Raw genomic sequence first — 15,479 nt, forward strand, 5'->3', positions numbered from 1 at the left:
CCGGCGGCCGTTCCCTCCCGAGGCCCGGCCCGGATCGCCTCCGGTCCGGGCCCTTCGCGTGGGCGGGGGCTGCCGGTCCCGGGCCGGTGGGCGGGAGGGGAAACTCTGTCCTTGGTCCAACGGGATATCTGCCGAACGGCAGATGGCAGGAGGCCGTGGATCGGTGAGGCTTCGGGTGGGTCCGAGAGACGGGCCCGATTCGAGCCTCCCGGAGGATGCGGTGGTTCAGCGTGCGAAGTCCGGATACGGGGTGGTCGGTCTCGTGGCGGCAGGTCTCGTGGCGGTAGGCCTCGTGGTGCTGGCGGGGTGTGCCGATGCCGCGGACGCGACGCCCGAGGACAGGACCTTCACCTTCGCCGGGCAGCGCCTGGACGTCAGGTCGCACGGTGCTCCGGCCGACCTCGTGGCGGCCGACCGCACGGACGTCAAGGTCACCCGCTGGTTCGACACGAGCGGCAAGATCGGCAGCGCCAAGGAGTCCTGGACGCTCGACGCCGGGGTGCTCGAACTCCGGGCGGGGTGCTCCGGGCTGGCCGACTGCGACACGAAGTACCGGGTCGAGGTGCCCAAGGGCGTCGCGGTGCTGCGGGACGGGCGCGAGACGGAGCTCAGGGGGTGAAGGCGACGAGTCCTGTCGGGGAGGGGGAGTCCATGCTCGAACTGGTGGATGTCACCAAGGTCTACAAGGGCGGCAAGCGGGCCGTCGACGGCGTGACGATGCGGCTCGGGCCGGGGATGGTGGGGCTGCTGGGGCCGAACGGCGCGGGGAAGTCGTCGTTGATGCGGATCGTGTCGACGGTGACCAGGCCCACGGGTGGGCAGGTCCGGTACGAGGGTGTCGACGTGGTGGCCGAACCGGACCGGTTGCGCCGGGAACTCGGTTACCTGCCACAGGACTTCGGGGTCTACCCGAACCTGACCTCGCGGGAGTTCCTGGCGTACCTGGCGGCGGCCAAGGGGCTCGGTGCCCGCTCCGCCAGGGCCAGGATCGACGAGCTGATCCAGCTGGTCAACCTGACCGAGGCGGTCAAGCGCCCGCTCGGCACGTACTCGGGCGGCATGCTCCGGCGGGTCGGCATCGCGCAGGCGCTGCTGGCCGACCCCAGGGTGATCGTGGTCGACGAGCCGACCGCCGGCCTGGACCCGGAGGAGCGGGTGCGCTTCCGCAACCTGCTCGGCGAACTCGCGGCCGAGCGGGTCGTGATGCTGTCGACCCACATCGTCTCCGACGTGGAGTCGGTCGCCTCCGACATCGCGGTGGTCGCCCGGGGCCGGCTGCTGCGCCGGGGCTCGCCCGACGAGCTGCTCCGGGAGATCGACGGGCAGGTGTGGGAGGCCGTGGTCGCCCCGGCGGACCTCCTGGAGGTACAGGCCCGCCACGTGGTCAGCCGGATGGTGCGGACGGGCAGCGGCGTGCGGCTGCGGGTGATCGCCGCCGGGCGGCCGTGGGCCGACGCGGTCCCGGTGGCGCCCGACCTGGAGGACGCCTACCTGGGCGTCATCCACCGTTCGGGGGAGCGGGGCCGGGCCGAGCGGCGGGCGGTGGGCCGGTGACCGGGGGACTCGCGGTCAGGGGGCTGGCAATCAGGGGGCCGGCGGTCGGGGGGCTGGCGGTCGGCGACTTCCGGGACCGGGTGCGCCGGCCGGTGTACGCGGTGACGCTGCTCGCCGCGGTCGGTCTCGGCTACCTGGCCGTGCCGAACGCGGACGGCCAGTGGACGATCATGGACGTCGGCGGCAACCGGGGCGTCTACAACAGCGCCTACGTCGGCACGGTCACCGCCCTGGCCGGTGCGCTCTGGCTCACCTTCGGCGGCTTCTACGTGGTCCGCAGCGGCATCGCGCGGGACGAGCGGAGCGGGGTCGGGCAGATCCTCGCCGCGACCCCGCTGCCCACCTACCGCTACCTCCTGGGCAAGTACCTGAGCAACCTGCTGGTGCTCGCCTCGATGGTGGGCGTGCTGGCCGTCACCGCACTGCTGATGCAACTCGCCCGCGGTGAGGACCGCTCGGTCGACCCGGTGGCCCTGGTGGAGCCGTTCCTGCTGTTCTCGCTGCCGCCGGTGGCGCTCACCGCGGCGGCGGCGCTCCTGTTCGAGACGGTGCCGTTGCTGCGGGGCGGCCTGGGGAACGTCGTGTGGTTCGTGGTGGCCCTGGCCGTCTCGATCGGCGGGCAGTCGGCTTCCGCGCCGTTGGACGGTCTCGGCGTGCACGGGGTCGCGCGGTCGCTGGGCGCGGCGCTGGAGGCCCGGCACGGGACGGACGGCCAGGGGGAGTTCAGCCTCGGGCTGACCAAGGTCGACAGACCGCTGGGCACCTTCCTCTGGGACGGCTTCGACGCGTCCTCCGGGTTCGTCCTCGGCCGGCTGGCCATGGTGTCGGCGGCGTTCGTGGTGGCGCTGCTGCCGGCCCTCTGGTTCGGCAGGTTCGATCCCGCGCGGGGTTCCGGTGGCGCGGCCGCGGAGGCGGCCTCCCGGGCGGCGGCCTCCCCGGTGGTGGACGTGCCGGCGGCTGCGACCGGGCCCGCCGGGACGCGATGGGCGATCGCCCCGGGCGGCCTGCCGCGGACCGAGCCGCGGCGGGCCGGAGCGTTCGGCCGGCTGCTCGCGGGCGAGGTCCGCATCCTCCTCCGGGGCATCTCCCCCTGGTGGTGGCTGGTCGCCGCCGGGCTGACCGTGGCCGGGTTCGCGCTGCCGGTGGACGTGGTCACCGGTCTGCTGCTGCCCCTGGTGTGGCTGTGGCCGGTGCTGGTCTGGTCCCGGCTCGGCAGCCGACAGGTCGAGAACGGCCTGGAGGTGCTGCTCGGCGCCTACCCGTCGGCCCGCCGCCGGCTGCTGGCCGAGTGGGCGTCCGGGCTGGTGCTCAGCGCGGTGACGGGCGTCGCCCCGCTGGTCCGCATGCTGGTGGCGGGTGACGGTGCGGGGACGGCCGGCTGGGTCGGCGGCGCGCTGTTCGTCCCGTCGCTGGCCATGGTGCTCGGCGTGGTGAGCCGCTCCCACCGGCTCTTCCAGGCGGTCTACCTGCCGCTCTGGTGGCTGCTCGTGAACAACGTCGCCGCGCTCGACTTCATGGGTGCCGTCCGCGTGAACGGCAGCCCGGCCGGGCCCGGCCCGCTGCTGGTCGGGGCGCTGTCCGCGGCGATGCTCGCGGTGGTGTTCGTGGTCGGAGCCGCCCGACGGAACGTCAAGGGCTGACCGAGCCGGCACTCAGGAGCCGGCAGCCAGGAGCCCGGGCCGTCGGTGGACGGCCCGGGCTCTCCTCGGATGTCAGGGAGTTACTCGTCGTCGCCGAGGTCGCCGAGGTCGCCCGCGAGGTCGCCGTCCGGGGTGCCGCTGATCACGTACCCCTGCCGGCGGGCCTCGTAGCAGGCCACCGTCGCGGCCGCCGAGACGTTCAGCGAGCCGACCCGGCCCAGCTGCGGCACGAACACCACCTGGTCGCAGAGCGCCAGGGCCTCGGGGGTGATCCCGCGGTCCTCGTGCCCGAGCATGAAGGCCACCGCCGGGGTCAGTTCGGCGGCGAACATCGGCACCGCCTCGTCCGCCAGCTCCAGACCGACGACCTTGAAACCGTCCGCCTTGGCCGCCGCCACCGCCTCGGCGACGGTCGGGAAGTGCTCCACCTTCAGGTACTTGTCGGTACCCATCGCGGCCTTCTGGGCGCCGGACGAGCGCACCGACGGGGTGTCCCCGACCAGGTACAGCTTCTCGGCGCCCATCGCCGCACCGGTGCGGACCACCGAGCCGACGTTGAACGGCGACTGGAGGTTCTCCAGGATCATCGCGAGCCGGAACTCGTTGCTGCGCCGCCACGAGCGGTGCAGACGCTTCAGTTCGGTCCCGCGCAGTTGCTTCACGTCGTCGTACCTCGTCCACTCTCGGAGCCCTCGCCCGCCTCGGGGCGGGGCCGCGCTTCCAGAATCCGGAACCCGTTGACCGACGTGACCCGGGTGGTCGGGTAGCCCTGCTCGTTCAGCCACGCCTGGAGCGAGTCCGATCCCAGGTGCTTCTGCACGACCAGGAACGCCGAACCGTCCGGGGTCAGCCTGCCGAGCCAGTGCGTGAGCAGTCGGCGCAGCGCGGCCTTGCCGATCCGGATCGGCGGGTTGGAGTAGATCGTGGCGAAGCGGACGTCCGCGGGGACGTCGTCGGGCAGGGCGGCCTGCACGTTGCCCAGCCCCAGCGCCTCGGCGTTCAGCCGGACCAGCTCCAGGGCGCGCTCGTTGACGTCCACCCCCCAGACCGGGAGGCGACGGCGGCGGCTGGCCCAGGTCAGCGCGATCGGTCCGTAGCCGCAGCCGATGTCCAGGATCGGGCCGCGCACCCGCGGCGGCGGGGCGTGCTCCAGCAGGATCCGGGTGCCAGGGTCGAGCCGGCTCCGGGAGAACACCCCGGTGTCGGTGGTCAGTTCCAGGGTGAGGTCCGGCAGGGAGACCGTGATCGGCCGGCGTTCGCTGGCGACCTCGGGTGCACCGGTGAAGTAGTGCGAGCCGGACATGATTTCCCCGTCGTTCGTATGGGCCTCGGGGCCACCGGGTGGGTGTGGGTTAGCCCTTTGTACGGCACCGATCGTACCCCCGGTGGCCCGGACGGCGTTCCCGACGGCGTTCCGGACGGAGTTCCGGGAGGCGTGCCCGGCGGCGCTCCCACGGGTGCTCCCACGGGTGCTCCGGCGGGTGCTCCGGACCGGCCGGACCGGTCGGAGCGTCCGGTCCGCCCGGTTCCCCGGTCACCCGGTGCCGGGGCTCTTGCGGGTGGCCACGTTGATGCGGTTCCAGGCGTTGATGGTGAAGCAGACCGAGATCAGCTGTGCCAGCTCGGCCTCCGCGAAGTGCGCGGCGGCCCGGGCGTACACGGCGTCCGAGACGCCGCCGCCGATCCGGGTGACCTCCTCGGCCAGCGCCAGGGCGGCCCGCTCGCGCTCGCTGTACACGCCGGCCGGGGCCTCCTGCCAGACCGGCAGCAGGTACATCCGCTCGTCGGTCTCGCCGGCCTTGCGGGCGTCCCTGGCGTGCATGTCCAGGCAGTAGGCGCAGCCGTTCAGCTGGGAGGTGCGCATCTGGACCAGCTCGACCAGAGCCGGGTCCAGGCCCTCGCGGGCGGCGGCGTCCAGGGCGATCATCGCGCGGAACGCCTTGGGGGCGGTGCGGGCGTAGTCGAGACGGGCGGGGGTTCCGGTGATCTCGTTCGTCGTCATGGCTACGACCCTAGGAGCGGAATGCACCCGGCCCCTGGGTCATTCAGGGTCCTGTTTCGCGGGTCAATCGAGCCGCGCGGCCGGGGCGGGACGGGGGCGCGGGCAACACGCCGGACCGGGCCCGGCACGTCGCGTCCGGGCTCCGGGCGGCGGATACTGCCAATACCGCCAGCCGGGCCCGTGAAGGCCTCCGAACAGTGAGGACGGATGCCATGCCGCAGGAACAGCACGAGGAATACCTGATCGAGGAGACCGCCGAGACCGTCGAGTCCGACGAGAAGGCGCCCGAGGGCGACACCTACGACGAGGTGGCCGAACGCCGGGCCGTCGGCGCCGACCCGGCGACCAACGTCGCGGACGTCGTGGAACAGACCCGGCCGGTCCGCAACGACGAGGACGAGTACCGGGAGTAGGAGCCCCCGCCGGTCACAGGGCCCGGCGGCGTTGCAGCCAGGCCATGGCCGCCCAGCCCGGCAGCACCGGCAGGATCAGCGTCAGCAGGCGGTACAGCGCCACCGCGGCCACCGCGCCGCCCTGCTCCATCGACGCGGTCTGCCCGAGCAGGGTGATGAGCATCCCGTCCACCGCGCCGGCCCCGCCCGGGGTCGGCGCCGCGCTGCCCACGGCGTTGCCCACCAGGAACACCACCGCGACCGAGGCGAAGGACGGCTCCCGGCCGATCGCCCGGACACAGCAGTACAGGCAGGCGATCAGGCAGATGGACACCAGCAGCTGCCCGGCCACCCCCACCGCCAGCCGGGTCGGGTTGCGCAGCAGGTCCAGCAGCCGTGGCAGCACCTCCGCCGTCAGCGGCCGCAGCCGCGTCGCCAGCCACCGCCGGGCCACCGGGATCGCCGACACCAGCGCCAGCAGCGCCGCCGCCCCCGCCAGCCCGCCGACCACCGCGGGCAGCGCGTCCAGCTCGGAGCCGCCCGGCGTGAAGTCCAGCAGGTAGACGAAGGCCCCCAGTTGCAGCAGGTGCAGCACCAGCCCGATCAGGTTCCCCGCGCCGACGCTGGACAGCGCCTGCGCGGTGGGGATCCCGGCCCGCTGCAACAGCCTGGTGTTCAGCGCGATCCCGCCGACGCCACCCGGTGACACCAGCTTCACGAACGACCCGGCCACCTGCGCCAGCACCGCGTTGCGGAAGTCCAGCCGCTCCGGCACGAAGCCGACGAAGCCCATCGCCGCCGCGACGTGGCTCGACGCCGCCGCGACCAGTGCGAGCAGCAGCCACCAGGGATCGGCGTCCGTCAGGGTGGAGATCGGGTTGTCCTCCGCCGCGAACAGCTGCGGGATCAGCAGCCACCCGGCCACCACCCCGCCCACGACGACCAGCAGTGTCCGCGGTCGCATCCGCTCCAGCCGCACCGGGCGGCCCACCACCTGGGGGCGGGCGCGCAGGACCTCCGTGCGGATCTCGTCGAGCAGGCCGCCCGGGGTGGGGGCGTCGCCGTCGGGTTCCGGCACAGCGGTCTTACCGGTCGTACTGGTCGCAGGGGCTGCGGTGGAGGCCGGGGCGGGGACGCGCTTCGCGTGCTGCTTGAGGGCGCGGCAGGTGGTGTGGGCGAGGGCGATGGGCTGGAGCAGGGGGAGGGCGGCGCCGACGGGGTCGGGGCCGAGGACGGCGACGGCGGTGCGGACCGAGCGGGCGGCGCCGGCCCGGAGGGCGAGGGTGGTGAGCAGCTGGGCGAGGTCGCAGCGCAGGACGAGTTCGGTGGCGGCGATGTCCCCGTCGGCGAAGCCGACCAGGTGCACCGCGCCCGAGTCGTCGATCAGCAGCGAGGAGGGGACGAGCGCGCGGTGGGCGATCTCGCGGCGCTGGAGCAGCGAGAGCTGCCGCCAGGCGTCGGTGAGCAGCTCGTCGGTGATCTCCTCGTCGGCGAGTTCGTCCAGGCTGCGTCCGGCCAGCCGCTCGTACGCGATCAGGGCGGTGTCCTGGCCGAGGCCGGCGGTGGCGGCGATGTGCCGGGTGCGGACGCCGGCCGCGAGGGCCGCGTAGGTGACCAGGGCCTCGTGTTCCAGCCCGGTGCGCGGGGAGCGCAGGACGCGCGGGTCGGGGGCGGTGTGCAGGCGCAGCCGGCGCCAGGCGCGCTGGACGGCGGCGGCGGTGACGGCCTGCCGGTCGAGGAGCTGGACGTCGAGGTCGGGGCGGCCGTCGGCCTGCCGGACCCGGTAGCGGTCGGGGGCGGCCGGCTGGGCCTCGACCGGGCGCAGTCCGCAGTCGCGCAGGGTGCGCAGGACCTCGCCGGGCCGGGGCCGCGGGTCGGGGGTGCCGACCGCGTACAGGGTGCCGTGGGCGCCGGTCCAGCCGATCAGCAGCCCGAGCAGGAGCGCCGTGGGGGTGGCGTACCCGCCGGCCAGTCCGGCGAGGCCGTACAGGGCGAGGACGCTCCAGGGCAGGCGGCGTTCCCGGCTGCCGGAGGCCGTCATGAAGGCGAGGACGGGTGCGAGGTAGCCGTAGACGGGCTCGGTGTGTCCGAGCACGTCGCCGGGCAGCGGCTGGGTGAGCGAGGTGAGCAGCGAGACCGGGGCGAGGCCGTCGGCCCACAGGTCCAGGCCGAGCGTGGCGCCGTACGCGAGGACGGCGGCGAGCAGCCCGTCGGAGACCTGCTGGAGGGCGCGCCGACGGTCCGGGCCCAGCATCCGGCGGATCGCGAGGCCGACCGGCAACAGCAGTACGGCGGCGGTGGTGAGCCCGCCGGCCAGGCTCGCCAGCGGGCGCGGCACCAGCCCGGCGGCCTCGGCGACGTCGGCGGCGATGCCGCTGGTGGTCGCGCGGGCGTAGTCGGCGAGCAGCAGGGTGAGGGCGATGGCGAACAGGCCGCCGAGCAGCCGGATCAGCGCGACCGGCTGCCGGACCCGGTCGGTGGCGGGCAGCGGGCGGGCCCGGAACCGGCCGGGGCCGCTCTGCTCGGGTATCCGGGCGACGGCGGCCGTTCCGCCGCCGCGGCCGTTGTTGCCGCCGCCCCGCACGCCGCTGTCGTTGCCGCCGCCCCGCACGCCGCTGTCGGTGTCACCGGCCCGCCCGACGCCGTCGTCCTCCCGCGTCTCCGTGCCGCGTTCCCGCTGCCCGGGCGCACCGGTGGGGTCGCTCCCGCCGGTGTCGCCGTTCGTTCTCCCCGTCACGATCGCCACGGATGGCATGCTCCCATGCCACCGGTGGCCGCGGAGCGGGGATTCGGCAGTGCCAGCGGGACGGGGCTCAGGCCTGCCGCGTCGGCAGGACGACCAGGTGGCGCAGGTTGACGTGCCGGGGGCGGCTGACGGTGTACGCGATGAGGTCGGCGACGTCCTCCGCTCCGAGCGCCGGGATGGCGTCGAACATGCCGCCGAGCTGTTCGCGCAGCACCGGGTTGTCGATGTGCCCGCCGAGTTCGGTGTCGGTCAGTCCGGGCTCGATCGCGCTGACCCGGACGTCGCGCGGGCCGAGCTCGCTGCGCAGGGCGGCGGACAGCTGGGTCAGCGCGGCCTTGGTGGCGCCGTACACCGCGTAGTCGGGGAACACCACGTGCGAGGCGATCGAGGAGACGTTGACCAGGTCGGCGGTACGACCTTCGGCGGCGGCCGCGGTGAGGTCGGCGCTGAAGGCGCGGACGATCCGCAGTGCGCCGGTGAGGTTGGTGTCCACCATGCGGGTCCACTCGTCGATCCGGCCCTCCGCGAGGGGGTTGGGCAGCATCACCCCGGCGTTGTTGACCACGAGGTCGACCGGGCCGTAGGCGTCGTGGACGGTCTTCGCGGCGGCGTCCACCGAGGTCTGGTCGGTGATGTCGGCGGTGACGGCGAGCGCCTGCCCGCCGGCGGCGGCGATCCCCGCGGCGAGGGCGTCCAGCCGCTCGGTGCGACGGGCGAGCAGGGCGACCCGGGCGCCGGAGGCGGCGAGCAGCCGGGCGGTGGCGGCGCCCATGCCGCTGGCGGCTCCGGTGACGACGGCGGTGCGGGCGGCGAGGGACGGGTGGGTCATCGGGGGCTCCCGGGGGTTCGGTGGGGTGGCACCGACCACTGTGCTCGGGCCGCGACCGGCTGCCCAGGGCTCCGCGTCTCCCGGGAACGCCCTACCCGGGACGGCCTTTCCCGGGTGCGGCAGTACCACCCTCGGGCAGCCCGTCCGGGGCTACCCTGCCGGGCATGGAGAACACCCTGGGGGACTTCCTCCGTTCACGCCGGGCCCGGATCCTGCCGGAGGAGGTGGGCCTGCCCGCGCACGGCCGCCGCCGGGTGCAGGGCCTGCGCCGGGAGGAGGTGGCGCAGCTCGCGGGCGTCAGCGTGGACTACTACGTCCGGCTGGAGCAGGGCCGGGGCGGCAGCGCCTCGGACGCCGTGCTGGACGCGGTGGCCCGGGTGCTGCGGCTGGACGGGGTGGAGGCCGCGCACCTGCGCTCGCTGGTCCGTCCGCCCAGGGCTTCGGCGTCCGCGCCGGCCTCCGCCGCCCGGGGACGGGGGCGCGGACGGGGGCGGCAGCCGGTCCGCCCGGGGACGCGGCTGCTGCTGGACCTGATGACCGAGGTGCCCGCCTTCGTGCTGGGCCGCCGGATGGACGTGCTGGCCTGGAACGCGCTGGGCGACGCGGTGAACGGTTTCTCCGCGCGTTCCGCCGTCGGCCCGGACGGCGTGCCCAACCAGGCCAGGCACGCCTTCCTCGACCCGGCGGCCAGGGAGTACTACCGGCAGTGGGACGCGGTCGCCGCCGAGACCGTCTCCTTCCTGCGCCGGGACGCCGGACTGCACCCGGACGATCCGGCGCTGGGAGCCCTGGTGGGAGAACTGTCGCTGCGCAGTGACGAGTTCGTCCGGCTCTGGGCGGACCACCTGGTGCGGGAGAAGACCCACGGGGTCAAGCTGGTGAACCACCCGCTGGTCGGCGAACTCGACTTCGGCTACGAGACCCTGGGCGTCAACGGCTCGCCGGACCAGCTGCTGGTCGTCTACACCGCCCCGGCGGGCTCGCCCACCGCCCAGAAGCTGGCCCTGCTGGCGAGTTGGACGGCGCCGGGGGCGGATGCGGGGCGGTCGGACGCGGGGCGGTCGGACGTGGGACGGGGGGAAGCCGGCGGGGCGGAGGCGGCGGGGGCCCAAGCGTCCTGAGCAGGCGCTCCGCGCCGGGGCGGCATAGCCTTTCAGGCATGAGCGCCTGCGAAGACCTCGCTCTGGCCCCTCAGGACATCGAGCCCCTCCCGCCCGCCGACGGCTGCGCCGACTGCCTGGCGCAGGGCCGCCGGGACTGGGTGCACCTGCGGATCTGCCTGGACTGCGGCCACATCGGCTGCTGCGACTTCTCGCCGCAGCGGCACGCCACCGCGCACTTCCACAACACCTCCCATCCGGTGATCCGTTCGTACGAGCAGGGGGAGGACTGGCGCTGGTGCTTCGTCCACGAGGTCATGGGCTGAGGCGAGTCCGGAGCCGGGGTGGGCCCGGGTCGGGGGCGGGCCTGGGCCGGGGGGGCCGGAGCCGGGGTGAGTCGCCTCCCTGGGGTGGCGCGGGCCCGAAACCCGGATAAAATCCGGACATAACGCCCGTGCGGCCCCTCCGGTCGGCATCCGTCCGGCCGGTGGCCGACGAAGGGAGGCCGACGATGACCAAGCACGTTCCCAGCGGTGCCGCCAAGCTCCGCCAGGGTGCCCAGGAACTGCTGGAACGCCGGGGCATGGCGAGCCCGCCCGCCCGGCTCGCGCCGACGCCGGGTGCCGGGGCGGCGTCCCGTGCCGCCGCCGGGTACGGCGCCGACGAGACGTTCCGGCACGGCGGAAGGGACGCGCCGGGCACGACGATGCACGCCGCACCGGCGATGCACGCCGAGCTCAAGGGGCACAGGCACCGCGGCGCGGAGAAGCACTCCGCCCACTGAACCGCGCCGCTGCGCCGCTCAGCCGGTCCGCGGGACAAGGGGGCAGGGGGCAGGGGCGGGCGTCGGACGGCCGTGGGCGCCCGCCCCTGACGTGTGATCAGGGATCTTCTCGGGGATGGCTCGGGGGCGTTGGGGGGAGTTCCCGGATGTCGCGGACCGGTGTCCTGTCGAAGACTCTCTCCCATCAGAGCCACCGCCGGCCGGGCGGGCCGCCGGCCGTGGCGGCCCGGTGCCCGCCGGGCGGGCCACCGTTGGGGAGAGTCCGCATGAACACCCGTACCCGCACTGCCCGTTGGCCCGTCCTGGCGGTGGCCGGCGCGCTGCTCGCCGCCGCCACCGTCGGCGCCGCGACCCCGGCCCTGGCCGCCGGTGCGCCCCCGGCCGGTGCCGTGGCCGCCCCAGCCCCAGCCCCCGGCCTCGCCCCCGTCTCCGCCCCGGGCCCGGCCCCCGCGGCGGCCAGGCCGGGCCCGCCGGACCGGGAGTCGCTGGCCCGGACCCTCGGCGCGCTGCCCGCCGACGTCACCGGCGCACTGGTCAGGGTCGACGGCCCGGGCGCGCGGTGGCGCGGCACGTCGGGGGAGGACGTGCCGGCGAACGCCCGGTTCCGGATCGGCAGCGTCACCAAGGTGTTCACCGCGACCGTGCTGCTCCAGCTCGCCGCCGAGGGCAAGGTCGACCTGGACGGCACCGTCCAGCAGTACCTGCCGGAACTGCTCCCGGACGGCTACCCGCCGGTCACCGTGCGGCAGTTGCTCAACCACACCAGCGGCCTGCCCGGAGGCGGCGGCATGACCTCGGGGGACGGCAGCACGGCGTGGTTCGCCGCGCACAGGGCCACCTACTTCAGCCCGCAGCAGGTGGTGGAGGACATGCTCACCCAGCCGATGAACTTCGCGCCCGGCACCGCGCAGCAGTACAACGGCAACGGCTACTTCGTCGCCGCGCTGGTGATCGAGAAGGTCACCGGCGACGACTACGCGGACCAGGTGCGCCGGCGCATCACCGGCCCGCTCGGCCTGCGCGCCACCTACGTCCCGGCCGCCGACGACCTGACCGTCCGCGGCCCGCACGCCACCGGCTACGTGGACGTCCGGAACGCCGACGGCGGCACCACCCGGGTGGACGTCACCGAACAGAGCCCGTACCCGTGGGCCGAGGGCGGCATGATCTCCTCCGCCGCCGACCTGGAACGCTTCTTCGAGGCGCTCTACCGCGGCCGGCTGCTGCCGCCCGCCCAGCAGGCCGAGGTGTTCGCCGTCCCCGACCTGCCGAACGACCACAACAAGAACTGCGAGATCGGCCCGACCGCGGGGCACGCCTGCTACAGCACCGCCGGTCTGCTGCGCACCGTCCTGCCGAACGGCACCGAGGTCTGGGGCAAGAACGGCTCCAGGCCCGGCTTCACCAGCGCTGTCTTCGCCACCCGCGACTTCTCCCGCAGCGTGGCCATCGGGCTCAACCCGACCGGCATCAGCGGCGAGGAGTTCCCCACCCTGTGGAAGCTGGTGACCGCCGGCTTCGGCTCCGGCCAGGTGTACGGACAGCACTGAGCCCGACGGCACCGCGGGCGGCCGGCACCGTGGGAGGCCGGCACCCGGCGGCCGGCACCGAACCGCTCCCGGAGGGCCGTTGTCAGTCCCGTGCGCTACGTTCGTCGCGTTCACCAGGGCACACGGCAGGACGACGGGGGCGGGCGCACCATGGCCGACGTGATCACGGAGGAGCCGGTCGAGCTCCAACTGGAGCGGTACCGCACCGAACTGACGGGCTACTGCTACCGCATGCTCGGCTCCGTCTTCGAGGCCGAGGACGCGGTGCAGGAGACGATGGTCCGCGCCTGGCGCGGGCACCGGGGCTTCGAGGGGCGGGCCGCGCTGCGCTCCTGGCTGTACCGGATAGCCACCAACGTCTGCCTGGACGCGCTGAACGGCCGCAACAGCCGGGCCCGGCCGATGGACCTGGCCGGCCCGGTCACGGTGGCCACCGCGCACGGCACCCAGTTGCCCGAGGTGACGTGGATCGGTCCCGCGCCGGACGGCCGGGTGCTGTCCGAGACGGGGGATCCGGCCGAGGTGGCCGCCCAGCGCGAGTCGGTGAAGCTGGCCTTCGTGGCCGTGCTCCAGCGCCTCGCGCCCCGGCAGCGGGCGGTGCTGGTCCTGCGCGAGGTGCTCGGCTGGAAGGCCGCCGAGGTGGCCGAGCTGCTCGGCGTCACGGTGGCCTCGGTCAACAGCGCGCTCCAGCGCGCCCGGGCGGTGCTCGCCACCGACGCCTCGGCCGCCCGCCCCGCCCCCGCGCTGGACGCGGACCACCGTGCGCTGCTGGACCGCTACGTCCGCGCCTTCGAGGCGTACGACATGGACGGCCTCGCCGCGCTGCTGCACGAGGACGTCACGCTCAACATGCCGCCGTTCGCGATGTGGCTGCGCGGGCGGGGCGAGATCCGGGAGTGGATGCTGGGTCCCGGGCACGGCTGCCGGGGCTCCCGGCTGCTCCCGGTGACGGCCAACGGCGGCCGGGCCTTCGGCCAGTACCGGCCGAGCCCGGGCGGCGGGCACGAGCCGTGGGCGCTGATCGTGCCGGAGGTGTCAGGGGGCCGGATCACCGGCTTCACCAACTTCCTGGACACCGACGCGCTCTTCCCGCTCTTCGGTCTCCCGCCCCGGCTCGACGCCGGGCCCGTCACCGGGCCGGGGCGGGAGACCGCCGTGGGGCCCGGCGCCGAGTAGCTCCGCGAGGTCCGGGGGATCGGCGGGGCCCGGCAGCAGCGCCGCGAGGCCGCTGAACGCCAGCAGGTCGCGCAGCGGGCCGCCGGCGTTCAGCAGCACCACGGCCACCCCGCGCCGGGCGGCGGCCAGCCGCAGCCGGGCGAGGGCGTCGACGACGGCCAGGTCGGGGGCGGTCAGCGCACCCAGGTCGCAGGTCAGGACGGGACTGCCCGGTGTGGTCTCCATGGTGTCCATGCCGGATAGGACCGCCGGGTCGCCCGCGACTCATCGGTCGGGTGGCAGAGTGGGGCCGACCGGACCGACCCCGCCCCAGGAGGAGCACCGTGACGGCTGAGCCCTTGAAGTCCCGTGAGGAATGGCTGGCCTCCCTGCCCCGGATCTACGCGGCGGCGGGCTGCCTGCTGCGGGACCAGTCGGGCCGGATCCTGATCGTGAAGGCCGGGTACCGCGAGCACTGGCAGTTCCCCGGCGGCACGATCGACCTCGGCGAGGGCCCGGTCGAGTGCGCCGAGCGGGAGTTGGAGGAGGAGACCGGCATCGTCCAGGAGGCGGGCGAGCTGCTGGCCATCTCCTGGACCCATGCCTCGGCCGAACTCGACCACCCCGCCCAGCACTTCATGTTCGACTTCGGCACCGTCCCGGACGGCACCCCCGTGGCCGTCCCGGCCGGTGAGCTGGACGACCACCGCTGGGCCGCCGTCGAGGAGGCGCTGGACCTGCTCGGACCGGCCCGTTCGGCCCGGCTGCGGGCGGCGCTGGAGGCGGCCGTCGACGGCCGGGTCCGGATCGTCACCACCCGCGTCTCCGGGTTTTGAGCGGACGGGCCCTGCCCCGGGCGCGAGTCCCGTCCGGGAGGCCGGTCCGCGAGCCTCCCGTCCGGGGCAGGGCGCCCGGCCTCACTGCTGAGGCCCGGACTCCTCGTTCCGCGCGGCGATGATGGCGGCGATCGCCTCCGAGACGAAGGTCTCCGTCTCGGACTTGTCCACCCGCAGCCCGGCGAGCACGCCCTGGCCGTTCTCCAGTTCCAGGAGCGCGAGCAGGATGTGTTCGGTGCCGACGTAGTTGTGCCCGAGCTTGAGCGCCTCCCGGAAGGTCAGCTCGATCACCTTCTTGCCCTCGGCGTCGTACGGGATCAGCGCGGGCACTACCTGCTCGACGGCGGTCGGCAGGGCGGCGGTGGCCGCCGTCCGGACGGCCTCCGGGGTGATGCCCTGGGCGGCGAGCGCCTTGATCGCGATGCCCTCGGGCTCGGCGAGCAGGCCGAGCAGCAGGTGCACCGCGGTGATCTCGGCGTTGGCGGCCTTCCGGGCCTCCTCCTGCGAGGCCACCACGACCTTGCGGGCCCGGGGCGTGAACCGGCTGAATCCCTGGCTCGGGTCGAGGTCGTTCGGGGCGCCCGGGTCCTTGGGGACGAAGCGCTTCTGGGCGGCCTGCTTGCTGACGCCCATGCTGCGGCCGATGTCGGTCCAGGAGGCGCCGGAGCGGCGGGCCTGGTCGACGAAGTGGCCGATGAGGTGGTCGGCGAGGTCGCCGAGGTGGTCGGCGGCGATGACCGCGTCGGAGAGCTGGTCGAGCGCGTCGGGGTGGACCTTCTTGATCGCGGCGATCAGGTCGTCGAGGCGCAGCGGAGTGCTGGTCGGAACAACGGGATTCTCCATGCGTCAACCGTAGGTTGTCGACCCGATGGTCGTCAACCATCGGTTGAC

Annotated in this window: 16 protein-coding genes; 10 read left to right on the forward strand and 6 right to left on the reverse strand. The window is 74.6% G+C overall.

The window, feature by feature from the left end; genetic code table 11:
* The first annotated feature begins 262 nt into the window (after positions 1-262).
* The 3 genes from ACZ7C5_RS09515 to ACZ7C5_RS09525 are packed head-to-tail and all read left to right on the forward strand — an operon-like array spanning position 263 to position 3,194.
* Complete coding sequence (locus ACZ7C5_RS09515) at positions 263-619, forward strand: hypothetical protein (RefSeq protein ID WP_470322357.1); 357 nt, start codon at positions 263-265, stop codon at positions 617-619.
* Between the two features lie 32 nt (positions 620-651).
* A complete protein-coding gene (locus tag ACZ7C5_RS09520) occupies positions 652-1,554 on the forward strand; it encodes an ABC transporter ATP-binding protein (protein WP_401080402.1) in 903 nt (300 codons plus the stop codon).
* A complete protein-coding gene (locus ACZ7C5_RS09525; RefSeq protein WP_401080400.1) occupies positions 1,551-3,194 on the forward strand; it encodes a hypothetical protein in 1,644 nt (547 codons plus the stop codon). Before ACZ7C5_RS09520 ends, ACZ7C5_RS09525 begins: the two co-directional genes overlap by 4 nt.
* An 80-nt stretch (positions 3,195-3,274) precedes the next feature.
* Here the strand turns inward: ACZ7C5_RS09525 and ACZ7C5_RS09530 are convergent, their stop codons facing one another.
* The 3 genes from ACZ7C5_RS09530 to ACZ7C5_RS09540 form a co-directional block, all read right to left on the reverse strand.
* Positions 3,275-3,856: a TrmH family RNA methyltransferase gene (locus tag ACZ7C5_RS09530; protein ID WP_401080398.1), complete on the reverse strand. Its 582-nt coding sequence runs from the start codon at positions 3,854-3,856 to the stop codon at positions 3,275-3,277.
* Complete coding sequence (locus ACZ7C5_RS09535) at positions 3,853-4,497, reverse strand: class I SAM-dependent methyltransferase (RefSeq protein ID WP_401080396.1); 645 nt, start codon at positions 4,495-4,497, stop codon at positions 3,853-3,855. Before ACZ7C5_RS09535 ends, ACZ7C5_RS09530 begins: the two co-directional genes overlap by 4 nt.
* Before the next feature lie 231 nt (positions 4,498-4,728).
* The gene (locus ACZ7C5_RS09540) at positions 4,729-5,196 is read right to left on the reverse strand and encodes a carboxymuconolactone decarboxylase family protein (protein ID WP_401080394.1); all 468 of its coding nucleotides are present in this window, start codon (positions 5,194-5,196) and stop codon (positions 4,729-4,731) included.
* Positions 5,197-5,408: 212 nt separating this feature from the next.
* On the opposite strand from ACZ7C5_RS09540, the gene ACZ7C5_RS09545 reads away from it, so the two are divergent.
* Complete coding sequence (locus ACZ7C5_RS09545; protein WP_401080392.1) at positions 5,409-5,609, forward strand: hypothetical protein; 201 nt, start codon at positions 5,409-5,411, stop codon at positions 5,607-5,609.
* A 13-nt stretch (positions 5,610-5,622) separates the two neighbouring features.
* Here ACZ7C5_RS09545 and ACZ7C5_RS09550 read toward each other — a convergent pair whose 3' ends face one another.
* Positions 5,623-8,334, reverse strand: coding sequence for a lysylphosphatidylglycerol synthase domain-containing protein (locus ACZ7C5_RS09550; protein ID WP_470322358.1), 2,712 nt, complete (start codon positions 8,332-8,334; stop codon positions 5,623-5,625).
* A 67-nt stretch (positions 8,335-8,401) separates the two neighbouring features.
* Entirely contained in the window at positions 8,402-9,163 is a 762-nt protein-coding gene (locus ACZ7C5_RS09555) for an SDR family oxidoreductase (RefSeq protein ID WP_401080388.1), read from the reverse strand.
* A 164-nt stretch (positions 9,164-9,327) separates the two neighbouring features.
* Here ACZ7C5_RS09555 and ACZ7C5_RS09560 point away from each other — a divergent pair, with 164 nt between their 5' ends.
* The 6 genes from ACZ7C5_RS09560 (at position 9,328) to ACZ7C5_RS09585 (ending at position 14,588) form a co-directional block, all read left to right on the forward strand.
* Positions 9,328-10,284, forward strand: coding sequence for a helix-turn-helix transcriptional regulator (locus ACZ7C5_RS09560; RefSeq protein ID WP_401080386.1), 957 nt, complete (start codon positions 9,328-9,330; stop codon positions 10,282-10,284).
* Between the two features lie 38 nt (positions 10,285-10,322).
* Positions 10,323-10,589 carry a UBP-type zinc finger domain-containing protein gene (locus tag ACZ7C5_RS09565; RefSeq protein WP_401080384.1) on the forward strand — a complete coding sequence of 89 codons (267 nt, stop codon included), beginning with the start codon at positions 10,323-10,325 and terminating at the stop codon, positions 10,587-10,589.
* A 185-nt stretch (positions 10,590-10,774) separates the two neighbouring features.
* Entirely contained in the window at positions 10,775-11,047 is a 273-nt protein-coding gene (locus ACZ7C5_RS09570; protein ID WP_401080382.1) for a hypothetical protein, read from the forward strand.
* Positions 11,048-11,313: 266 nt separating this feature from the next.
* Complete coding sequence (locus tag ACZ7C5_RS09575) at positions 11,314-12,597, forward strand: serine hydrolase domain-containing protein (protein WP_401080380.1); 1,284 nt, start codon at positions 11,314-11,316, stop codon at positions 12,595-12,597.
* A gap of 150 nt (positions 12,598-12,747) precedes the next feature.
* Positions 12,748-13,773, forward strand: a complete 1,026-nt coding sequence (locus tag ACZ7C5_RS09580) for a sigma-70 family RNA polymerase sigma factor (protein ID WP_470322359.1) — start codon at positions 12,748-12,750, stop codon at positions 13,771-13,773.
* Positions 13,774-14,096: 323 nt separating this feature from the next.
* The gene (locus ACZ7C5_RS09585) at positions 14,097-14,588 is read left to right on the forward strand and encodes an NUDIX domain-containing protein (RefSeq protein WP_401080376.1); all 492 of its coding nucleotides are present in this window, start codon (positions 14,097-14,099) and stop codon (positions 14,586-14,588) included.
* 81 nt (positions 14,589-14,669) lie between these two features.
* Here ACZ7C5_RS09585 and ACZ7C5_RS09590 read toward each other — a convergent pair whose 3' ends face one another.
* Positions 14,670-15,431 (reverse strand): Clp protease N-terminal domain-containing protein, encoded by a 762-nt coding sequence (locus tag ACZ7C5_RS09590; protein WP_401080374.1) that lies wholly within the window; start codon positions 15,429-15,431, stop codon positions 14,670-14,672.
* Positions 15,432-15,479 lie beyond the last annotated feature (48 nt).

The sequence above is a fragment of the Kitasatospora sp. NPDC036993 genome (assembly GCF_055607525.1).